17 protein-coding genes are annotated in these 19,548 nt (G+C 67.8%); 4 read left to right on the top strand and 13 right to left on the bottom strand.

The annotated features are described in order from the left end of the window. A partial coding sequence (locus tag H0X90_RS32345) for an Ig-like domain-containing protein (protein WP_196438379.1) occupies positions 1 to 3,022 on the bottom strand: 3,022 nt, incomplete at its 3' end. A gap of 1,212 nt (positions 3,023 to 4,234) precedes the next feature. Here H0X90_RS32345 and H0X90_RS32340 point away from each other — a divergent pair. Further along, entirely contained in the window at positions 4,235 to 4,972 is a 738-nt protein-coding gene (locus H0X90_RS32340) for a sulfite exporter TauE/SafE family protein (protein ID WP_006490854.1), read from the top strand. 289 nt (positions 4,973 to 5,261) lie between these two features. Further along, a complete protein-coding gene (locus H0X90_RS32335; protein ID WP_006490861.1) occupies positions 5,262 to 6,641 on the top strand; it encodes an amino acid permease in 1,380 nt (459 codons plus the stop codon). A gap of 33 nt (positions 6,642 to 6,674) precedes the next feature. On the opposite strand, the gene H0X90_RS32330 is transcribed toward H0X90_RS32335, so the two are convergent. The 5 genes from H0X90_RS32330 to ftrA form a co-directional block, all read right to left on the bottom strand. Then, the gene (locus H0X90_RS32330; RefSeq protein ID WP_006490860.1) at positions 6,675 to 7,253 is read right to left on the bottom strand and encodes an NnrU family protein; all 579 of its coding nucleotides are present in this window, start codon (positions 7,251 to 7,253) and stop codon (positions 6,675 to 6,677) included. Between the two features lie 301 nt (positions 7,254 to 7,554). Then, complete coding sequence (locus H0X90_RS32325; protein WP_006490858.1) at positions 7,555 to 8,094, bottom strand: TfoX/Sxy family protein; 540 nt, start codon at positions 8,092 to 8,094, stop codon at positions 7,555 to 7,557. Continuing rightward, positions 8,091 to 9,200, bottom strand: a complete 1,110-nt coding sequence (locus H0X90_RS32320) for a malate/lactate/ureidoglycolate dehydrogenase (RefSeq protein WP_006490859.1) — start codon at positions 9,198 to 9,200, stop codon at positions 8,091 to 8,093. The genes H0X90_RS32325 and H0X90_RS32320 overlap by 4 nt, the downstream gene beginning before the upstream one ends. Positions 9,201 to 9,259: 59 nt before the next feature. Next, complete coding sequence (locus tag H0X90_RS32315) at positions 9,260 to 10,714, bottom strand: M20 family metallopeptidase (RefSeq protein ID WP_006490856.1); 1,455 nt, start codon at positions 10,712 to 10,714, stop codon at positions 9,260 to 9,262. Between the two features lie 185 nt (positions 10,715 to 10,899). After that, the gene (gene ftrA / locus H0X90_RS32310) at positions 10,900 to 11,862 is read right to left on the bottom strand and encodes a transcriptional regulator FtrA (protein ID WP_006490855.1); all 963 of its coding nucleotides are present in this window, start codon (positions 11,860 to 11,862) and stop codon (positions 10,900 to 10,902) included. 114 nt (positions 11,863 to 11,976) lie between these two features. On the opposite strand from ftrA, the gene H0X90_RS32305 reads away from it, so the two are divergent. Both H0X90_RS32305 and H0X90_RS32300 read left to right on the top strand, forming a co-directional pair. After that, a complete protein-coding gene (locus tag H0X90_RS32305) occupies positions 11,977 to 12,396 on the top strand; it encodes a rhodanese-like domain-containing protein (protein WP_058903385.1) in 420 nt (139 codons plus the stop codon). Between the two features lie 90 nt (positions 12,397 to 12,486). Continuing rightward, entirely contained in the window at positions 12,487 to 12,813 is a 327-nt protein-coding gene (locus tag H0X90_RS32300; protein ID WP_006490851.1) for a superinfection immunity protein, read from the top strand. A 15-nt stretch (positions 12,814 to 12,828) separates the two neighbouring features. On the opposite strand, the gene H0X90_RS32295 is transcribed toward H0X90_RS32300, so the two are convergent. The 7 genes from H0X90_RS32295 to H0X90_RS32265 all read right to left on the bottom strand — a co-directional run bounded on the left by H0X90_RS32295 (position 12,829) and on the right by H0X90_RS32265 (position 19,314). Continuing rightward, positions 12,829 to 13,989 (bottom strand): cytochrome P450, encoded by a 1,161-nt coding sequence (locus tag H0X90_RS32295; RefSeq protein ID WP_077188782.1) that lies wholly within the window; start codon positions 13,987 to 13,989, stop codon positions 12,829 to 12,831. A 105-nt stretch (positions 13,990 to 14,094) separates the two neighbouring features. After that, complete coding sequence (locus tag H0X90_RS32290; RefSeq protein WP_034178596.1) at positions 14,095 to 14,361, bottom strand: YodC family protein; 267 nt, start codon at positions 14,359 to 14,361, stop codon at positions 14,095 to 14,097. Positions 14,362 to 14,696: 335 nt separating this feature from the next. Next, positions 14,697 to 15,557 carry an oxaloacetate decarboxylase gene (locus H0X90_RS32285; protein WP_006489758.1) on the bottom strand — a complete coding sequence of 287 codons (861 nt, stop codon included), beginning with the start codon at positions 15,555 to 15,557 and terminating at the stop codon, positions 14,697 to 14,699. Positions 15,558 to 15,703: 146 nt separating this feature from the next. Then, entirely contained in the window at positions 15,704 to 17,371 is a 1,668-nt protein-coding gene (locus H0X90_RS32280) for an ankyrin repeat domain-containing protein (protein WP_077188781.1), read from the bottom strand. Between the two features lie 183 nt (positions 17,372 to 17,554). Then, entirely contained in the window at positions 17,555 to 17,980 is a 426-nt protein-coding gene (locus H0X90_RS32275; RefSeq protein ID WP_006485684.1) for an N-acetyltransferase, read from the bottom strand. Between the two features lie 64 nt (positions 17,981 to 18,044). Beyond that, positions 18,045 to 18,905: a MurR/RpiR family transcriptional regulator gene (locus H0X90_RS32270; protein WP_006485686.1), complete on the bottom strand. Its 861-nt coding sequence runs from the start codon at positions 18,903 to 18,905 to the stop codon at positions 18,045 to 18,047. Between the two features lie 55 nt (positions 18,906 to 18,960). Then, positions 18,961 to 19,314, bottom strand: a complete 354-nt coding sequence (locus H0X90_RS32265) for a YgiW/YdeI family stress tolerance OB fold protein (protein WP_077188780.1) — start codon at positions 19,312 to 19,314, stop codon at positions 18,961 to 18,963. Positions 19,315 to 19,548: the final 234 nt, after the last annotated feature.

Below are 19,548 nucleotides of genomic sequence, written 5' to 3'. Positions count from 1 at the left end.
CCGTCGTGTCGCCCGTCACCGTTACCGAAGCAGACGGGCCCGTATTGCCCGCCGCGTCGGTAGCAGTCACGCCAATCACCGTGCCGATCGGCAGCGGGGTCGATGGTGTGTACGTCCACGCGCCGCTCGGGTCGGCTGTTACGGTGGCGTCCGGCGTGCCGTCGCCGTTCGTGTCGATGTTGACCGTCGCACCCGCTTCGGCCGTACCCGACAGTGACGTACCGTCGGTCGCGTTCACTGTCGGAATCGCCGGAGCCGTCGTATCGATCGTCAGATCGAAGGCCGTGCTCGGAACACTCACGTTGCCGGCCGCATCCGTTGCGGTGACGGTCAGGCTGTGTGCGCCCTCTCCCAAACCCGTGGTCGGCGTGAACGTCCAGTTTCCGGACGGGTCTGCTGTCGTGGTGCCGAGCAACGTCGTGCCGTCATACACGCTCACCGTGCTCCCTGCTTCCGCTGTACCGGCAAGCGTCGGGGTCGTGTCGTCCGTCGTTGCGCCAGTCGTCAGCAGCCCGACGATCGAGCCAACGTCGTCCGTGACGCTAACAACGATCGGTGCCGCAGGCGCCGTCGTGTCACCCGTCACCGTCACCGAGGCAGACGGCCCCGTATTGCCCGCCGCATCGGTGGCCGTCACGCCGATCACCGTGCCGACCGGCAGCGGGGTCGAGGGCGTGTACGTCCACGCGCCACTCGGGTCGGCCGTCACGGTGGCGTCCGGCGTGCCGTCACCGTTCGTATCGATATTGACCGTCGCGCCCGCTTCGGCCGTGCCCGACAGCGACGTACCGTCCGTCGCGTTCACCGTGGGTAATGCAGGAGCCGTCGTATCGATCGTCAGCTCGAAAGCCGTGCTCGGAACACTCACATTGCCGGCCGTGTCCGTGGCAGTCACCGTAATCGAGTGCGCGCCCTCTCCCAAACCCGTGGCCGGCGTGAACGTCCAGTTTCCGGACGGATCTGCCGTCGTCGTGCCCAGCAACGTCGTGCCGTCATACACGCTCACCGTGCTCCCTGCTTCCGCCGTACCGGCAAGCGTCGGGGTCGTGTCGTCCGTCGTCGCGCCAGTCGTCAGCAGCCCGACGATCGAGCCAACGTCGTCCGTGACACTAACAACGATCGGTGCCGCAGGCGCCGTCGTGTCGCCCGTCACCGTCACCGAGGCAGACGGGCCCGTATTGCCCGCCGCATCGGTAGCAGTCACGCCGATCACCGTACCAGCCGGCAGCGGGGTCGACGGCGTGTACGTCCACGCGCCGCTCGGGTCGGCTGTTACGGTGGCGTCCGGCGTGCCGTCGCCGTTCGTATCGATGTTGATCGTTGCGCCCGCTTCCGCCGTGCCCGACAGCGACGTACCGTCCGTCGCGTTCACCGTGGGTAATGCAGGAGCTGTCGTATCGATCGTCAGGTCGAAGGCCGTGCTCGGAACACTCACATTGCCGACCGTGTCCGTGGCGGTGACGGTCAGGCTGTGCGCGCCCTCTTCCAAACCCGTGGTCGGCGTGAACGTCCAGTTTCCGGACGGGTCGGCTGTCGTCGTGCCCAGCAACGTCGTGCCGTCATACACGCTCACCGTGCTGCCTGCTTCCGCTGTACCACTCAATGTCGGCGTCGCATCATCAGTACTGCCGCCAGAGGCAATCGCACCAACAACAGAGCCCGCATCGTCCGTCACGGTGCCGATGATCGGCGCACCCGGTGCCGTCGTATCTCCCGTCACCGTTACCGAAGCAGACGGGCCCGTATTGCCCGCCGCGTCCGTGGCGGTCACGCCGATCACCGTGCCGATCGGCAGTGGGGTCGACGGCGTATACGTCCAGACGCCGCTCGGATCAGCCGTTACGGTAGCGTCCGGCGTACCGTCGCCATTCGTATCGATGTTGACCGTCGCGCCCGCTTCCGCCGTGCCCGACAGCGACGTACCGTCCGTCGCGTTCACCGTGGGCAGCGCGGGAGCCGTCGTATCGATCGTCAGCTCGAAGGCCGCGCTCGGGGTGCTCACGTTGCCGGCCGCATCTGTCGCAGTCACCGTAATCGAGTGCGCGCCCTCGCCCAAACCCGTGGTCGGCGTAAATGTCCACTTCCCGGACGAATCCGCTGTCGTCGTTCCCAGCAGCGTCGTGCCGTCATACACGCTCACCCTGCTACCCGCTTCCGCGGTACCGCCGAGCGTCGGCGTCGTATCGCTCGTCGCACCGCCGATCGTCACCGGATGTTGTGCATCGTCGCTGACGGCCGTAATCGCAGGCGTTTCCGGCACGATCGTATCCACCACGATCCCCACCGTGCTCAGCTCGCTCGTATTGCCGCTACTGTCGGTCTGCGTCACGGTGATCTGATGGGCGCCCTCCGGCAACGTACCGGGCGTGTACGACCAGCGCCCGTTCGCGTCCGCAGTCACCGCACCGATCGTCTGACCATCGACCTGGATCGTCACCGTCGTGTTCGGCTGAGCGCCCGAACCCGCGATCGTCGGCGACGCCCGCCCCGTGACGATATTGCCGTTGCCGTCGGTCGACTGCCCATCGATCGAATCGATCGCCAGTCGCGCCGGCCCGGTCGGCGTTCCTCCGCCACTGGCGCCGCTACCGCCGTCATCCCCACCGCCGCCGCTGGCCGCGGCTGCCGCAATGCCGCCGGCCGCGGCGACGCCGCCGAGTATTCCGAGCAGCGCACCGGTCGACAACCCGTCGCCGATCGGCGCATAAGTGAGCGCCGCATCGACGATGCCATCGCCGGTCGCCTGCAGTGCGGGGCCGAACTGCACAAGAAATCGCCCGTCGTCCTGAACGAAGACGAGATTGTGATAATCCGCGCCGTTCTCGAAGAACGCCTGAACGCGCACTGTTCGGCCGTCCTTGAATTCGACGACCAGGTCGTTCCCCGAACGCGCATAGTTGGCCACGTCCTCCTTGTGGGCCGACAGCAGGAAATTGGCCGGGCCTCCCGGCGACGCGACGACCTGCGACCCGTTGGCGACCGGAACATCGACGTGATTGCTCAAGACCGACGAGGAAACCATTGCCCGACTCCTTGTAGATGGATGTGACAAAACCTGGCCCGTCGATGACAGGCAAACGTTCAACCAAACAGGCGCGACGGAGCACGACGCGAATTCGCGCCGCTGCAAACCGGGTATCCGGCTCGCGCGGGACGCAACGAGCCGCTAGCCCGCCCGAGGCGGCCTATGCCGGAAAAGGAAAAATGGAGCCGGGGCTGCTACGGAATCAGGGATGAGTCCAGACGGCCGGAACAGCCGTTCGCCCTGCGTGCCGGGAAATGGCCCAATACAACGCGCCAGTCCGACGGACATACGTGTTTGATGGCCCTCGCGCCGCGGGTGTTGTCCACGCGGCGATTTTTTGTTTGATATTGGATCTGCATTTCTACCGCCCTCGCCATATTAGTTATTTCCTTTTATCGCGAATCATCAACAATTCGCTTGATCAGGGCGAATTGCCGCGGTGCACCATCACTCTCTCTATGTACCGCTCGTGCCTGCGTTTAGATTACACCGGTCTTTCACGTACATGATTGCACTCCACTGGCACTTTTACAAATATTTTCAGCCTTTCTTTCGCATATTTCCCGCCGCTTATAAAAACATAAACAATTGTCTGGATTGGTTCACCTTATTCGCTGTCGTGACAATGATTCACCGCGATACGGGTTATCCCGGAAAGCACCGCTGGAACCGAATGTTTTCGGCCCAGCCGGTGCGACAAGGCGCATGCACGCACGCTCGCACCCAACGCTGCAGGGTGAAAAATGAAATCGAACCTCACCATGCAACTATATTGAGATCGAGCATTTCGACGCGTCGGATCCTGCCAAAAACCTCTTCGACGACAAGGATTTTCGCGAGACGCTTCTCTCTTCCCGACATTCACTCAAAAACTTCCGACATCCGGGCGCTTCCGACCCCAGCATCCGTTTCTGCATGGATGCCCGGAATCCAATTCAACTTTCACCGCAACCCTGTCCGCTCATACCAAAAACCCGTCTCCCGAAAACCACACCCGATGAATCCAGAAACGAAATAAACGACCTGGTCTTTATTAATTGAATCGTCGCCGCAGACAATCGATGCTCATTTCGTCCGCGTCCTGGCCGCCATCGGCACGCCGCGTATCGTGCGTGCATCGGCCGCGGTCCTGAATTACCATCGTGCATCCCCGCCCGGCAAGCTTGGCCGTTCGCGGTTCAAGGTCGGAATATCCCGGATCCATCGATCGTGCTCGCCCTCATCATCCTCGCCGGCCTGTGGGCCGGCCTGCAGAACGCTCTCGCCGGCGGCGGCTCGTTCGTCACGCTGCCCGCGCTGATCGTGTCGGGGATGTCGCCGCTCGCGGCCAACATCACGTCGACGGTCGCACTGTTCCCCGGCCAGGTCACGACGGGCTGGGCGAGCCGGAACATGGTGAGCGGCGTGGGCAGGCTGCCGTTTCGCGCGCTGTTCGCGATCAGCGTGGTCGGCGGCGCGCTCGGCGGGCTGCTGTTGCTGAAGACGCCTTCGTCGATCTTCTCGCGCCTCGTCCCGTGGCTCGTGCTGTTCGCGACGATCGTGTTCGCATGGGGCAGCTTCTTTCGCAAGCCGGGCGCGGGCACGCAACATCTCGGCCCTGTCGCGGCCGGGGCCTCGCAGTTCCTGATCGCGATCTACGGCGGCTACTTCGGCGGCGGCATCGGGTTCCTGATGATGGCCGCGCTGACGATGGCCGGCCTGCCGCCGCGTCGCGCGATGTCGACCAAGAACGCGCTCGCGGGCGTGATGAATGCGTCGGCGGTCGTGCTGTTCCTCACCTCGCCGCACCTTCACTGGCGCGCGGCGATCGCACTCGGCGGCGGCGCCATCGTCGGCGGCCTGCTCGGCGCATGGGCGCTGCATCGCGTCAACGAACGCGTGCTGCGAATCGCGATCGTCTGCATCGGCGTGCTGCTGACCATCGGGTTGTTCGTCAAACCGATCTGACCCACGCCCACGCCTGCCGCGATCGCGGCAATTGATGAGCAAACCGCAAGACGTCTTTCGCATATCTCGTTTGCCGTCGCGGCAGTGTCCGCCGACAATCCGGTTTGTCGCCATCATCGCCCTCTCGCGGGCACCGACCGGCACACCGTGGCCGCCATTTCGATTCACCGCCGGCGGCCCCGCACATCGCGTCACACACGCTCCCTCGACATCGGCGCCCCGCAGCGGCAGAACGCTTGCCGCCGCGCCGCCCGATACGTTCCCGGCCAACAATAACTAGAGGTAGGAGATGCAGGACAACTCGTTGAGGCAAAGCCTCAAGCAACGGCACATCACGATGATCGCGCTCGGCGGCGTGATCGGCGCGGGCCTGTTCGTCGGCTCCGGCGCGATCATCGCAACGGCCGGCCCCGCGGCGATCCTGTCGTACCTGATCGGCGGCGTGATCGTCACGCTGGTCATGTTCATGCTCGGCGAAATGGCGTCCCGCAATCCCGACAGCGGATCGTTCTCCACGTATGCGAGCAGCTATCTCGGCGAATGGGCCGGCTTCGCGGTCGGCTGGCTGTACTGGTTCAAGTCGATGATGACGATCACCGTCGAAGCGATCCTGCTCGGCGCGATCCTCCACGATTTCCTGCCGTGGCTGCCGATCTGGGGCGGCGCGCTGTTCATGCTCGTCACGCTGATCGCGAGCAACGCGTATTCGGTGCGCTCGTTCGGCGAAGCCGAATACTGGCTGTCGTTCGCGAAGGTCGCGACGATCATCGTGTTCATGGCGCTCGGCGCGTCGATCCTGCTCGGCTTCCAGCCGCGCATTCCCGCGCCGGGGCTCGTGAACCTCACGGATCACGGCGGCTTCATGCCGAACGGCATCTCGCCCGTGCTCGCCGGCGTGATGGTCGTGATCTTCTCGCTCGGCGGCAGCGAGATCGCGGCAGTGGCCGCGGGCGAATCGGAAAACCCGAGCAGGAACGTGATCCGCGCAATCAAGAGCGTGATCGTGCGCGTGATGGTGTTCTACGTCGGCTCGGTGTCGATCCTGATCCTGTGCATGCCGTGGACCGACAAGGCCAACCTGAAATCGCCGTACGTATCGCTGTTCGGCATGGCAGGCTTCACGGAGGCCGCCGTCGCGATGAAGATCGTGCTGTTCGTGTCGTTCATGTCGGTGATGAACTCGTTCCTGTTCTCGAACTCGCGCATGCTGTTCTCGCTGAGCCAGCGCGGCCACGCGCCGGCGGTGTTCGGCCGCACCAACGCGAAGGGCGTGCCGATGAACGCGCTCGTGCTGTGCCTCGCGATCTGCGTGTCGATCCTCGGCATTCACTTCGTGAGCGGCGGCGACCTGTTCCTGATGCTCGCGAAGAGCAGCGGCGCGTTCGTGATGATCGTGTGGATCTTCATCATCGTCGCGCACTTCGCGATGCGCCGGCAGACGAAGCACGAGCAACGCGACCCGACGGCGTTCCGCGCGTGGTTCTATCCAGTATCGAACTGGGTCGCGCTGCTGGCGCTGGTCGCCGTGCTGGGGTCGCAGGCGTTCAACCCGGATTCGCGCTTCCAGTTCTGGTTCACGGTGCTGACGGCGCTCGCGATCGTCGCGGCGTACTTCCTGCGGCGCAAGCAGCCGTCGTTCGGGCAGGCCGCCGGCGCGAAGGGGCGTTGACCGGCGGGAGGCCGACCGGCGTGCGCGTTCCGTTCAGCCGAACGGCCGCACGCCGATCAGCGGGCCGTGCAGGAACAGCGCGAACACGGCCCAGGCGACGAGCCCGGCCGCCACGGTTGCGAGGTCGCCGGCCAGCCCGCCGGCCGGATAGCGGACACCGTCGCTGCGATCCCGCGCACGCGACACGACGAAATCGACGATCGACCACACGAAGAACGCACCGAACAGCACGACCGCATGCACGGTGCCGTTCACGAGCAGGTGCGCCACCGCCCACACCATCACGCCGGCCAGCATCGGATGCCCGACGAGCGTCTTGATCCGGTTGCGCGGCACGTAGGACGCGGCGATCAGCACGAACGCGACCGCGGTCAGCATGCCCGTCAGGTGGCGCACGCCGACCGGCGACACCCACAGCAACGTCGCGCCCGCGCGGGCGATCCCGTACCCCCAGATGATCAGCACGAAGCCGACGATCGACGCGATCGCGTAGCCGCCCTTCCAGCCTTTCTCGCCGATCCGATCGATCGTCGCGGACCGCCAGCCGTCGGCGACGATCCGGACCGAGTGCACACCGAGGAAGATCGCTAAACCGAGAATCAGGACGAGCATCGGCTGTCTCCGTCTGGAATGATGAGTGGGGAAGCGTGCCGCGCGGCGTACGGTGCGCCGTTCGCGGGCCGGCGGCGAGGCCGGCGCGGGTCGCGCGACGCACGGGCGCAGCCCGCGCCGATCATAAACGTCGGGGCCGCCGTTGTGAAGCACGCAGGATGTGCGGTGCGTCACGCTCGATGCGTTCATGCGCCGGATCGCGCGGGCCAGTCGCCCGCGCGGCGTGCTGGTCGGCCGCGACGAGGCGGTCTGAAAGAAAGGAAAGCGAACCTTGCGAGGCTGTCGCGCCACGCGGCCGGTATTACGTCTGCTTGCGCTTCGCTGCCGGTTTCGGTGCCGGCGCGGATGATGATTTCGATGCCGGTTTCGCTTTCTGCGCCGACGCCGGTTTCGATGCGGATTTCGCCGCTGGCGTGGATGCCTTTTTGGGCGCCGGTTTCGCTGCAGGCTTCGGCGCCGCCCTCGATCCCGTCTTCGACACCGCCCGCGCCTTGCGCTTCGGCGGCCCGGCCAGCAGCGCCGCGCGATACGCGCTGCGGCACCAGTCGAACAGCGCGCCCGCATCCTCGAGCACGTCGGCCGGCGTTTCGTAATAGCCCTCGAGCGAGACGGTGCGCGTGGGCCGCGCATACGAGAACGGCCCCATCCCCGCCGCGACGAACGCCGGGCGATTCACGTCGTCGACACGCAGGAACAGCGACCCGCGCGACAGGAAGCCGAACATCACGCCGTCGAGCCGCAAGGCCGCCCCGCTGAAGAACCGTGCTACGGCGACCGTACCGAGCGGCGCAAGCTGATACGCAATTTCCTCGCCGTGCGCCTTCTCCGCCTGCCAGCTCATGCGGACGCCTCGCAGCGCTGCGTCCACGCATCGAACTCGGCCGCGTCGACCCCGACGGCCGCCGCGCTCTCGCGAATCTGCCGCCACGTTGCGCGGTCGACCGGAATCCCGGCCGTGCCGCGTGCGGCGCGGCTCGCCTCTTCCGGCTCGCCGGGCACCTGCACCGGCGCATCGCCGGCCCGCGGCGACGCCTTCGCCCACGCGACGAACGCATCGGCTTCGCGTTCGGCATCGGCCGCGTCGAACGCGTTCGGATCGATCAGCACCGACAGCATCCCGTTGACGATCGCGCTCGTCTTCTGCAGCGTATCGCCGTACGTCGTATGCCCGCCCACCAGCGCGCCGCCGAAGATCTCGCACATCGCCGCGAGCGCATAGCCCTTGTGCAGCCCGAACGGCAGCAGCGCGCCGAACGGCTGCTCGTGCATCACGGCCGGATCGTCGGTCGGCTGGCCGCGATGGTCGATCAGCGACCCGGCCGGCACGCGCTTGCCCTGGTTGTACGCGACACGCGTCTTGCCGTACGCGATCGCGCTCGTCGCGAAATCGAGCAGCAACGGCGGCTTGCCCGCCCGCGGATACGCGGCGCAGAACGGATTCGTGCCGAAACGCGGATCGGTGCCGTGCAGCGGCGCGACCAGCAGGTCGCCCGGCACGTTGACGAAATGGAACGACACGAGCCCGGCGCGCGCGCACTGCTCGGCCCAGTGCCCGATGCGGCCGAGGTGATGAACGTCGCGCAGCCCGATCGCGCAGATGCCCATGCGCCGCGCGCGCTCGATTCCTTCGACCATCGCCTCGAACGCGATCACCTGGCCGAAGCCGCGCCCGCCGTCGATCGTCAGCACCGCGCCGCCGTCGCGGACGATCGACGCGTGCCCGTTCAACTGCAACTGCCCTTCGCGCCACGACGCGACGTAATTCGGGATCATCCCGATCCCGTGCGAATCGTGGCCCGCGAGATTCGCGCCGACCAGGTGATCGGCGACGAGCGTCGCCTCGCGCGGGTGGCTGCCGGCCCGTTCCCAGAGTGCCGCGACGAAGGCGTGCAGCGATTCGGCGCGCATGCGCAGCGGTTCGGTATCGGGCGTCGGCAGTGCGGTCATCGGCAACACTCCATCAAGGCGGTTCGGGTCGGGCAACGGTACGTCGAACGTTGCGCCGATCAGCGCGCGGTCGCGATCACGTCGGCAACGGCCGCGGTGAGCTTCTTCGCATACGGTACGTGCAGGAACTCGTTCGGGCCGTGCGCGTTCGACTTCGGCCCGAGCACGCCGCACACCATGAATTGCGCTGCGGGGAAGCCTTCCTGCAGCACGTTCATCAGCGGGATCGTGCCGCCGAGGCCCATGTACGCGCAGTCGGCGCCGAAGTGGCGGCGCGACGCGGCGTCGAGCGACGACGCGAGCCACGGCGCGAGATCCGGCGCGCTCCAGCCCGTCGCGGCGCCGGCGTCCGGCTTGAACGTGACCTTCGCGTTGTACGGCGGATCGAGTTCGAGCAATTCCTTGAGCTGCTGGACGGCCTGCGCGGCGTCGACGAGCGGCGGCAGCCGCAGCGACAGCTTGAATGCGGTGCGCGGACGCAGCACGTTGCCCGCATCGGCGAGCGCCGGCATGCCGGCCGCGCCCGTCACCGACAGCGACGGACGCCACGTCGAATTCAGCAGCGCCTCGCGCGGATCGGTCGTGGTCGGCAGCACGGGCTTGCCATCCTGGCCGCACGCCCACGGCAGCCCCTTCCACACCGTGTCGCCGAGAATCGCGGCAGCGGCCTCGGCTTCGCGCACGCGGCTCGACGGAATCTCGCAATGGAACACGCCCGGCAGCAGGTTGCCGTTCTTCGCGTCTTCGAGGCGCTCGAACAGCTGGCGCATCACGCGGAAGCTCGACGGCGCGATGCCGCCGTAGACACCCGAGTGGACGCCTTCTTCCAGCACCTCGACCTGCAGATCGCCGGACACGAGGCCGCGCAGCGACGTGGTGAGCCACATCTGGTCGTAGTTGCCGGCGCCCGAATCGAGGCACACGACGAGCGACACCTGACCGAGCCGGTCGCGCAATGCGTCGACGTACGGCAGCAGGTCGTAGCTGCCCGACTCCTCGCAGGTCTCGATCAGGCCGACGCAGCGCGGCCGCTCGATGCCCTGCTCGTCGAGCGCGCCGAGCGCCGCGAGGCTTGCGTAGATCGCATAGCCGTCGTCCGCGCCGCCGCGGCCGTACAGCTTGCCGTTCTCGAACTTCGGCGTCCACGGGCCGAGGTCCGCGCGCCAGCCGTCGAATTCGGGCTGCTTGTCGAGGTGGCCGTACAGCAGGATCGTGTCGGTGCTGCCCGAGCGCGTGGCCGGGGACTCGAAGAAGATCACCGGCGTGCGGCCCGGCAGGCGCACGATTTCGAGCTTCAGGCCCTTCACCGGCTGCCGTTCGGCCCACTGCGCGGCATCGGTGACGACGCGCTCGAGATATCCGCGTTTCGCCCAGTCGGGGTCGAATGCGGGGCTCTTCGCGGGAATCGCGATGTAGTCGGTCAGGGCGTGGAGGATTTCATCGTTCCACTTGCGCTCGATGAAGGTAACGAGCTTGTCATGGTCGAGGACGGGGGTAGTGTCGACGGAAGTCATGGTGGGGGTGCCTGGATCGGGCTGACGAAAACCCAGATCATACGCCGATGCGCCCCCGCCGGCGCCCCTCCTGGCCGTTCAGACAGCGTTCGGAAATGCGTCGCGCAGCCCGGCCGCGCGGGTGAGCGCATCGTGCCGCAGGGGCGGCTTTTCATCGTCGCGCGAGCGCTCCGGCCCGACACCCGCTACGTGCCGCCGCGATCCATCCCGCGCCGGTACGCGGCCGGGCTCGTCGCCGCGACGCGCCGGAAATGCCGGCGCAGCGACTCCTCGGAACCGAACCCGGCGCGCGCCGCAACCTGTGCGAGCGGCAGTGCCGGCTGCGCCTCGAGCATGTCCTTCGCGACGTTCACGCGCTCGCGGATCAGCCACGCCAGCGGCGACATCCCCGTCGCATCGGAGAACTGACGCTGCAGCGTGCGCGTGCTCATCGCGGCCTGCGCGGCGAGCGACGCGAGCGTGTGCGGCTCGGCCGCATGCGCGCGCATCCAGTCGATCAGCTTGGCGAGCCGGTCGGTGCCGCCCGGTGCGACCGGACGCGGCACGAACTGCGCCTGGCCGCCGTCGCGATGCGGCGGCAGCACGAGACGCTGCGCGACGCGGTTCGCGATCGCACCGCCATGATCGCGGCGCACGAGATGCAGCAGCATGTCGAGCCCCGCCGCCGAGCCGGCCGACGTGACGATCTGCCCTTCGTCGACGTACAGCGCATCGGGATTCACGCGCAGCGCCGGATAACGGGCCTGCAGACGTTCCGCATACCGCCAGTGAGTCGTCACGGTGAGGCCGTCGAGCACGCCGGCCGCCGCGAGCACGAACACGCCCGAACAGATCGAGCAGAGCCGCGCGCCGCGCCGGTGCGCGGCCCGCAGCTTCTTCAGCAACGGCTCGGGCGGCAATTCGTCCGGATCGCGCCAGCCGGGAATCACGATGGTGTCCGCGCGATCGAGCGTCGCGAGCCGGTAGGGCGCGGCAACGGTAATGCCGCCCGCCGCGCGCACCGGCCCCGGCTCGCTCGCGCATACCGCGAAGCGATACCAGTCGACGCCGAGTTCGGGGCGCTCGAGCGCGAACAGTTCGACCACGCAGCCGAATTCGAACGTGCAGAGCCGATCGTAGGCGAGCGCGACGACGAGATGATTGTGCATGGCGTGATGTTACCGGAACTTGTCGATCGCGCCACTGCCGCGACCCGCGCCGAACCGCGATACTGCCCTTCATTGCGGCGCATTTCGTGCCCGTTCAACCCGGAGAGCCTGACCATGTCCCACGTCACCGACGTCCCCGCCGCCGACAGCCCCGCCGCCCTCGCGCATTTCGAGGCCTCGCTGCGCTTCGAGACCGATTGCTGGGACGTGCACGACGCGTTCGCATCCGGCACGCCCGATTTCGTGCTGCTCGACGTGCGCGGCCCCGACCAGTTCGCCGCCGGCCACGTGCCCGGCGCGCGCAACCTGCCGCACCGCAAGATCGTCGAAAGCAAGCTCGCCGGCTACCCGGCCGACACGCTGTTCGTCGTCTACTGCGCGGGGCCGCACTGCAACGGCGCCGCCCGCGCGGCGATCCGGCTCGCGCGCCTCGGCCGCCCGGTCAAGCTGATGATCGGCGGCGTGACGGGCTGGCTCGACGAAGGTTTCGCACTGAGCAACGACGTGCAGCCGGCGGACGTCGAACCCGCCTGATCGTCACTAAAAGCGCAACAATCAATTGCCTGCACACGAACGGAAAAAGCGCGACAATCAGCCTCATTGCAGTTCGGACGGAGCAGCACCATGCATGATGCAGTCCTGATTCAAGTGGCCGGTTCAGTCGCGGCGATCGCGCTCTATTTCCTGCCGGCCGTCATTGCCGACCGGCGCGGCCGGCACGACAAGCTGACGATCGCGATGTTCAACGCCCTGTTCGCGTGGACAGGCATCGGCTGGCTGATGACGCTGTACTGGGCGTGCCAGCCGAACCCGCGCACCGACGTCGCGCAGACGATCCTCGCGAAGCGCCGCGGCATCAGCATGCGGACTTTTTCGACCGGCCTCGTCGAACGCGTGCAACGCCGTGTCGCCGCCCAGGAGCAATGGGCGGAAAAACAAGGCTGCCGGTAAGTCCCTCTTTCCCCTTCACCGACTCGCGTCGAACTTCGGCATCCTGACGTTGGTCGACGCGCGGTAATCCCACTTCAGTGCGTCACGCGGCGGCCAGCCGCCCGCGTGCAACCGCGCCGCGAATGCCCCCGCCGTGACCGCCCGTGCGATTCGCTCGCCCGGACATCCATGCGGCCCCGTGCCGAAGCCGAAATTCGGCCCCGCCGTGCGGCCGGGCATCAGCCGGTGCGGCTCGCGATGCACGGCCGGATCGCGATTCGCCGCCGCCAGCACGACGAGGATCGCGTCGCCGGCTTCGACGCTCACGCCTTCGATCGTCGTGCGTGCCGCGACGAAGCGGCGCGTGTTCTGTACCGGTGAATCGAAACGCCCGACTTCGGCGACGAATGCGTCGATCGCGGCGGCGTCCGGCACCTCGCCTGCTTCGCCGTTCCACGCCACGAGTGCATTGCCGAGCCATGCAGCGGTCGCCTCGCATGTCTGCGACAGCAACCCGACGAGATTCGCGACCAGCGCGCCGCCCGCCTGCCAGCCCGACGCGCGGGCCGCCTGCTGCACCGCGGCGACCAGCGTGCCGTCCTGCGCATGCGACTGCGCGACGCGTTCCGTCATCCGGTCGAGCAGTTGTCGCGCCGCGTCGCTCGCGCGCGCCAGCGCCGCGGCATCCGACAGCGGCGACAGTGCCGCGACGAATTCGACGACCCGCGCCGCGATGTCGTCGAGCTGGGTTTCGTCGAAGCCGAGCAGCTCGGCAACCGCGCACACGGGCACCGTCATGCACCACGCGTTCAGCGCGTCGGCATCGCCGGGCGCGGACAACCGCTGCGCGGCAATCACCGCGGCGCGATCGCGCAGCGCGGCCGGGTCGAGCGGCGCGAACGCCGCACGCAACGCCTGCTTCGGTACGTCGTGTCGCGATGCACCCTCGTTCATGCGTACCAGCTCGCCGAACAGCGCGCCGGCCGTCGTGCCGCGCAACGCGGGCGGCACCGGCGCGTCGAGCGGGCGCACGCGGCAGGCCGGGTCGCCGAGCACGGCCGTCACGGCCGTCGCGCGGCTCGCGACCCACAGGCCGAGCGTGGCATCGAACGCGAGCGGCGGCCCGTCGACGAGCGCGGCGTAATAGGGATAGGGATCGCGGTGCGTGACCGCGGCAATGGGATCGGTCGGGTTCATGCGCTCAGTATCGGCGCAGTGCGCCGCCGCATGTTTCGGGATGGCGTGAAATGTCGCGGTACGAACGGCGAGCGACGAGTCACGGCATGGCTGAGGCGGCCGGTGTCAGGCCGCCGATCGGTCGCGGTGCGACTGCATGCGCAGCCGGACCCGCCCGGCCGAAATCGCGCGCGGTTCGGGCACCACCGTGTCGTGATGGAACATTTCCTGCCGGAATTCGCCGCTTTCGTCGAACCACTGGCAGATCAGCCAGTCGCCGTCGTCGAACACGACCGGCCCGGCATACGTGACGGTCATGCGCGGGCCGCCCGTTTTAAGCGTCACGACATCGCCCACGCGAAACCTCATGCGGTGATTTTCTCGGATCGTCATCGCTCTCTCAGCTTTTTATATATTGAATATATTGATATTCCCGGCGGCGCACTGACCGGCCATTGGAACGTGCCGCAGATTATCAATCAAAAAATCATCCGGCAACTGCCGCGCGCGGCAACGCTCTGAACAATAACCTGCAACAATGCGCGGGATCGTCACGCCTGACGGCCCGCCGGGCGTCAGGCGCGGCGCGCCGGCTGTGGCCGAACGGGCGGAATGCGGAGAATAGACGATGATTTTCGCGTCGTCATCGACGATTAATTCGGACGCGAAACCGGTTGATTATTGTCAATCAATGTTTCGCCGTAAACGATTCCGGCTTTTATTGGGGCTCATTCGTCGAACAAAATCGGCGAATTATCCGGCGCCGCAAACCAGCGGTTGATATCGCGCCCCGGCACGGCCGCCTGGGTAAAGGTGAAGGTGCCGTCGCGCCTCATCTCCGTCGCCGCGCGCAGGAACGCGCCGAGCGCGGCCCGCGCCAGCGCGCCGCCGACGCTGACACGCTTCACGCCGAGCGCCGCCAGTTCGTCGAGGCTCAGCAGCCCGCCCTGCAGGCCCATGACGACATTGACCGGCGCGCCGACCGCCCGCGTCACCGCCGCGATCTCGTCGGCGTCGGTGATGCCGGGCGCGTACAGCACGTCGGCGCCGGCGTCGCGATAGGCGACGAGCCGCGCGATCGTGTCGTCGAGGTCGCGGCGGCCGTGCAGGTAGTTTTCGCAGCGGGCGGTCAGCGTGAACGGAAACGGCAGCGCGCGCGCCGCGTCGACGGCCGCCGCGATGCGCTCGACCGACGCGTCGCGCGCATAGATCGGCGTATCGGCGCGGCCGGTCGCATCCTCGATCGAGCCACCGACCGCGCCGGCTTCGGCCGCCAGCCGGATCGTTTCGGCCACCGTGCCGGGCGCGTCGCCGAAGCCGTTCTCGAGATCGGCGCTCACCGGCAGGCCTCCCGCGGCGACGAGATCGGCGATGTGATCGAGCATCGCGTCGCGGTCGATCGCGTTGTCGGGCTGCCCTTTCGAAAACGCGTAGCCGGCGCTGGTCGTGGCGAGCGCCTCGAAGCCGGCCATCGCGAGCAGGCGCGCGGTGCCGGCGTCCCACGGGTTCGGGATGATGAACGCGCCGGGGCGCGTATGCAGCGCACGGAAAGCTTCGGCGTGGCGGGCTTGCAGGTCGGAACGGATCATCGCGAACTCCAGGGACAGTGTTGACGGGTGAGCTTACGCCGGTCGTGCACGCGACGTTTCAGCTTTCGTCGAAATGTCGTCGCGCAACAGGAAGAATGCGGCCCAACGCCGAATGCAGGCCACCCCGCGCGGCCGCCCGCGTCGGTTCACGTCGATACGGGCCGCCCACCGTCGCTGCCCAGCAACACGTCGGTGACGGCCTCGGAGAACCGCATCGCGCGACCGTCGATCAGCACGCCATCCGGATTCGACGGATCGCGCACCGCTGGCGGCACGCCATACGCAAGCAGCACGCGCGCGCACGCCTCCCAGTCGGCCTCACCGGCTCCCTCCGGTTCGTTGACCGACGCCCACGACAACGTACCGAGCGCGTCGCTGCCGAACCCGTGCAGGTCGCGCCAGCCTGCACCGTGCGCGAGCAAAAACGCCAGCAGTTCCGCATCGCCGCGGAACACCGCGTGATTCAGCGCGCTCGCGTCCCAGTCGCCGCCGCGCGCGTCGATCGGCCAGTCCAGCTCGACCATCACCTTCACCGCATCGCGCGAACCCCATGCGGCGGCGTCCGGCAGCAACCGCAGCCGGTCGTCGGACAGCGCACCGGGCAGGTCGCGATGACGCGCCTGGATGCGCCGTGCGTCGTCGGCATCGGCGCGCGCGCACGCCGCCACGAACGCGTCTTGCGCATCGAGCGCCTCCTCCGCGCCGGCCGCGCGCAACAGCGCCGCGACATCGGACGATCCGGTCTGCATCGCGAGCCGGTACGCGCTGACGCCCGCGGCGGTCCGCGCGTGGGGATCGGCGCCGGCCGCCAGCAGCGCGGCGACATGGCGCGCCGGGCAACGCACGGCGATCGCGCGCAGCAACGGCGCGCCCCACGTCCTGGTCGGCCCCTCGCCGGCCGGTTCGTTCGGATCGCCGCCATGCGCGAGCAGCAGTTCGAGCGCGGCCGCGTCCGGCACGTCGAGCGCGCGTCGCAACGCATTCGTCCCGCCCACCCGTGCGCCGTGCTCGAGCAGCAGCCGCGTGCACGCCGGGTTCTCCACGGAGTGATACAGCGATTCGCCGTCGTTCGGATCGGCGCCGGCTTCCAGCAGCATCGCGGTGAGCGCCGGATCGCCCTGGACGCCGGCGGCGCCATAGAGCGCCGACAGCGGCGCCGACGCATCGGGCGCGGCGAGCGAGGCCGGCGGATACCGGTTGCCGATCCGCTGGTTCGGATCAGCGCCCGCATCGAGCAGATGACGCGCGCACGCACGCAACCTCGCCGCGAATTCGGGAAGCTGCCCGAGCCGCGAATGCGTGACGGCGACGAGCGGCGGCAGCTTCAGCGCCCCGCCGGCGCGCGCGATCCAGCCGGGATCGGCGGCCAGCGCGGCCTTCACCGCGTCGAGATCGCCGGCCGCACACGCGATGGTCGGGTCCGCCGAAACGAGATCGGGATGATCGAGCAGCAATTGCGCGGCGACGCGCGGCCGGGCCGCGTCGAAGCCGCCCGTCACGTCGGCGCCGTAAGCGAGCTCGAGCCAGCGGCGAATCAGCAGCGGCCGCGGTTCCCGCGTGAGCGCATGGGTTTCGACGAACACGCCGAGATCGGCCCACGACGCAAAACCGTACTCGCGCGCGATGCAGGACTGCGCGTCGTGCAGGCGCAGCCCGAGCGCGAGCGTTTCGTCGTGCGTGCGATTCGCGGCGGCGGGCAGCGACTCGACGAAGCGCGCGACGGCATCGGCGTCACCCTGCCGGTACAGGCGCAACAACGCCTTGGCCTGCTTTTTCAGATGATCGGGATGGGCGTTGGGAGGCAGCTTTTTCATGCGGATCCTCGTGCATGGATGGCCGAAGGTCCGCAATACCGCCAGCACAAAGGATGGGGAAAGCCCGGATTTGCCGCGACAGGTGGGTTGAACCCTTTCCGCGGACCCGGAAGCGACCTGCATCGCTGTCCGGTATCGTAGGCGACGGCCGCCGGCAACGTCAATCGTGCCGCGCGGCGGCGCTCAGCCCGCGAGTTTCTTCGTCAGGAAAATGCGGCTGTGCCCGACCGGATAATCGGGCAGCTCGCCGAAGCGGACATAGCCGCGCTTCTCGTAGAACGGTCGCGCCTGGAAGTCGAACGTGTCGAGCCACGCGCTGTGGCAGCCGCGCGCGACGGCCTCCTGTTCGGCCAGGTCCATGATGCGCGTGCCGGCGCCCTGGCCGCGCGCGGCCTCGGGCACGACCAGCAGGTCGACGTGCAGCCAGCCGAACGCCGTGCCGCCCCACAGGCCGCCGACCACCGCGCCGGCCTCGTCGGTCACGATCACGGCCAGCGGCCGGAAGTCGACCGGGCCGGCCTGGCTTTCGTTGAAGCGGATGAGCGGCGCGACGATCTGCTTGCGCACCGCCGCGTCGCCCGCATCGGTCACTGCGTAGGTCAACGTCATCGAGTTGCGTCGGGTCGTGAATGAAAGTGATGACAGTGGGCTGAAACTGCCCATGCCGCGCCCGTCAAACGACGTACGCGCCCTTCGCGTGCAGTTCCGCTTCGGTCCGCTCGAGCGCCGCGATCGCATCGCTGCCTTCGAGCGCCAGCAACTGCGCGACCAGCGCCTCGGCCATCGCATGCGCGGCCACCAGCGACGGAAAGAACGACGGGCTGTCGTGCGTGAAGATCAGTTGCGCGTCCGCGTGCAGCGCGATCGGCGACACGGCGCTGTCGGTGATCGCGACGATCCGGCTGCCCTGCGCCTTCGCGGCCTGCGCGACGCGCGTCGCTTCGGCCGAATACGGCGCGAAGCTGACGATCACGGTCACGCTCTGCTTCGCGATCGTCCGCAGTTCCATTTCGAGCGACCCGGCGACGCCGTTCAGCAGCGACACGGTCGGCCGGAACAGCCGGTAGCCGTAGACGAAACCGAACGCGACCGGATAGCACGAGCGAAACCCCGCCACGTGCACATGCGATGCCTTGCGGATCAGCTTTGCCGCATCCGCGAGCGCATGCTCGTTCTGCGCGGCGGTCGCCGACAGGTTGTGCTGCTGCGCGGCGAGCAGGTCGTGCGCGAGCGACGCCTTCGCGTCGGGCCGCACGAGCGAGCGCGCACGCTGCGTGAGCGGCTCGGGCCGCGTGCGCACGCGCGCGACGCACAGGTCGCGCAGCTCGTTCCAGCCGGGAAAGCCGAATTGCTGCGCGAGCCGCACGAGCGACGCAGGCTGCACCTGCGCGCGCTGCGCGACCTTGCGCATCGACGACGTGGCGACTTCGTCGGGATGATCGAGCAGGAAGGCGGCGCCCGCCTGGAATTGCGGGCTCAGCTCGGAAAATTGCGCCCGGATCCGGGACGCGAGTTCGTCGAAATTGGCGGCCATCTTGATGGGAACGGGAACCGGTCGTCCATGGTATCACCGGCCCCGCGCGCATCGGTCAGCGCAGCACTTCGACGTGATCGGCGTCGACCTTCACGCGGCCCGACCATTTGCGCTCGAATTCGCCGGTCAGCTTCACCTCGTTCTTGTCGCTGACGGGCTGGCCCGCCGCCCACAGCTTGTGGTCGATTTCGACGTGGATCGTGCCGGTGGCGTCGGCGAACTCGTAATCCTCGCCGCCGACGTGCTTGACGATGCGCCCCTGCAACTGCACGTGCTGGTCGTCCCGGCCGTTGGCGAGCAGCGCCTTCACGGTCGTCGTCGTCAGCGCGGACGGCCCCGTGTATTGCGCGTAGACGGCGGCGGGCAGCGCGACGAGCGCGACCGCCAGAATTCTGGCCAGGTGTTTCATGATCGTGGTCCTCTTCTTCGATGTGGCGCCGCGCTCCGTTGAACGCGACGGCGCCAGATTACGGACCGTAAGATTAAGCAAACCTGAAGGGCATGCCGAAGTGACACGGTGCCGCATTGGACGAGTACGAAAACCGCGCGGCGCCCCGCGCGCATTTAAGCTTGGTCTAAGACGCGTGCGCTTATCATGGGGATCCCGGGCGCCGCGGCGCCCCGTTTGAAGAGACACGAATTC

The sequence above is a fragment of the Burkholderia sp. 9775_39 genome, assembly GCF_015712225.1.
GTDB lineage: Bacteria > Pseudomonadota > Gammaproteobacteria > Burkholderiales > Burkholderiaceae > Burkholderia > Burkholderia cenocepacia.
Note: the sequence above shows the minus strand (reverse complement) of the source record. Positions and strands in the feature narration are given on the sequence as shown.

What these genes read in the sequence shown, in the direction of transcription:
- H0X90_RS32265 (WP_077188780.1), bottom strand. Translation starts at nt 19,314, where the DNA reads ATGAAACACCTGGCCAGAATTCTGGCGGTCGCGCTCGTCGCGCTGCCC.
- H0X90_RS32300 (WP_006490851.1), top strand. Translation starts at nt 12,487, where the DNA reads ATGCATGATGCAGTCCTGATTCAAGTGGCCGGTTCAGTCGCGGCGATC.
- H0X90_RS32280 (WP_077188781.1), bottom strand. Translation starts at nt 17,371, where the DNA reads ATGAAAAAGCTGCCTCCCAACGCCCATCCCGATCATCTGAAAAAGCAG.
- H0X90_RS32285 (WP_006489758.1), bottom strand. Translation starts at nt 15,557, where the DNA reads ATGATCCGTTCCGACCTGCAAGCCCGCCACGCCGAAGCTTTCCGTGCG.
- H0X90_RS32275 (WP_006485684.1), bottom strand. Translation starts at nt 17,980, where the DNA reads ATGACGTTGACCTACGCAGTGACCGATGCGGGCGACGCGGCGGTGCGC.
- H0X90_RS32335 (WP_006490861.1), top strand. Translation starts at nt 5,262, where the DNA reads ATGCAGGACAACTCGTTGAGGCAAAGCCTCAAGCAACGGCACATCACG.
- H0X90_RS32295 (WP_077188782.1), bottom strand. Translation starts at nt 13,989, where the DNA reads ATGAACCCGACCGATCCCATTGCCGCGGTCACGCACCGCGATCCCTAT.
- H0X90_RS32330 (WP_006490860.1), bottom strand. Translation starts at nt 7,253, where the DNA reads ATGCTCGTCCTGATTCTCGGTTTAGCGATCTTCCTCGGTGTGCACTCG.
- H0X90_RS32290 (WP_034178596.1), bottom strand. Translation starts at nt 14,361, where the DNA reads ATGACGATCCGAGAAAATCACCGCATGAGGTTTCGCGTGGGCGATGTC.
- H0X90_RS32320 (WP_006490859.1), bottom strand. Translation starts at nt 9,200, where the DNA reads ATGACCGCACTGCCGACGCCCGATACCGAACCGCTGCGCATGCGCGCC.
- ftrA (WP_006490855.1), bottom strand. Translation starts at nt 11,862, where the DNA reads ATGCACAATCATCTCGTCGTCGCGCTCGCCTACGATCGGCTCTGCACG.
- H0X90_RS32315 (WP_006490856.1), bottom strand. Translation starts at nt 10,714, where the DNA reads ATGACTTCCGTCGACACTACCCCCGTCCTCGACCATGACAAGCTCGTT.
- H0X90_RS32305 (WP_058903385.1), top strand. Translation starts at nt 11,977, where the DNA reads ATGTCCCACGTCACCGACGTCCCCGCCGCCGACAGCCCCGCCGCCCTC.
- H0X90_RS32270 (WP_006485686.1), bottom strand. Translation starts at nt 18,905, where the DNA reads ATGGCCGCCAATTTCGACGAACTCGCGTCCCGGATCCGGGCGCAATTT.
- H0X90_RS32325 (WP_006490858.1), bottom strand. Translation starts at nt 8,094, where the DNA reads ATGAGCTGGCAGGCGGAGAAGGCGCACGGCGAGGAAATTGCGTATCAG.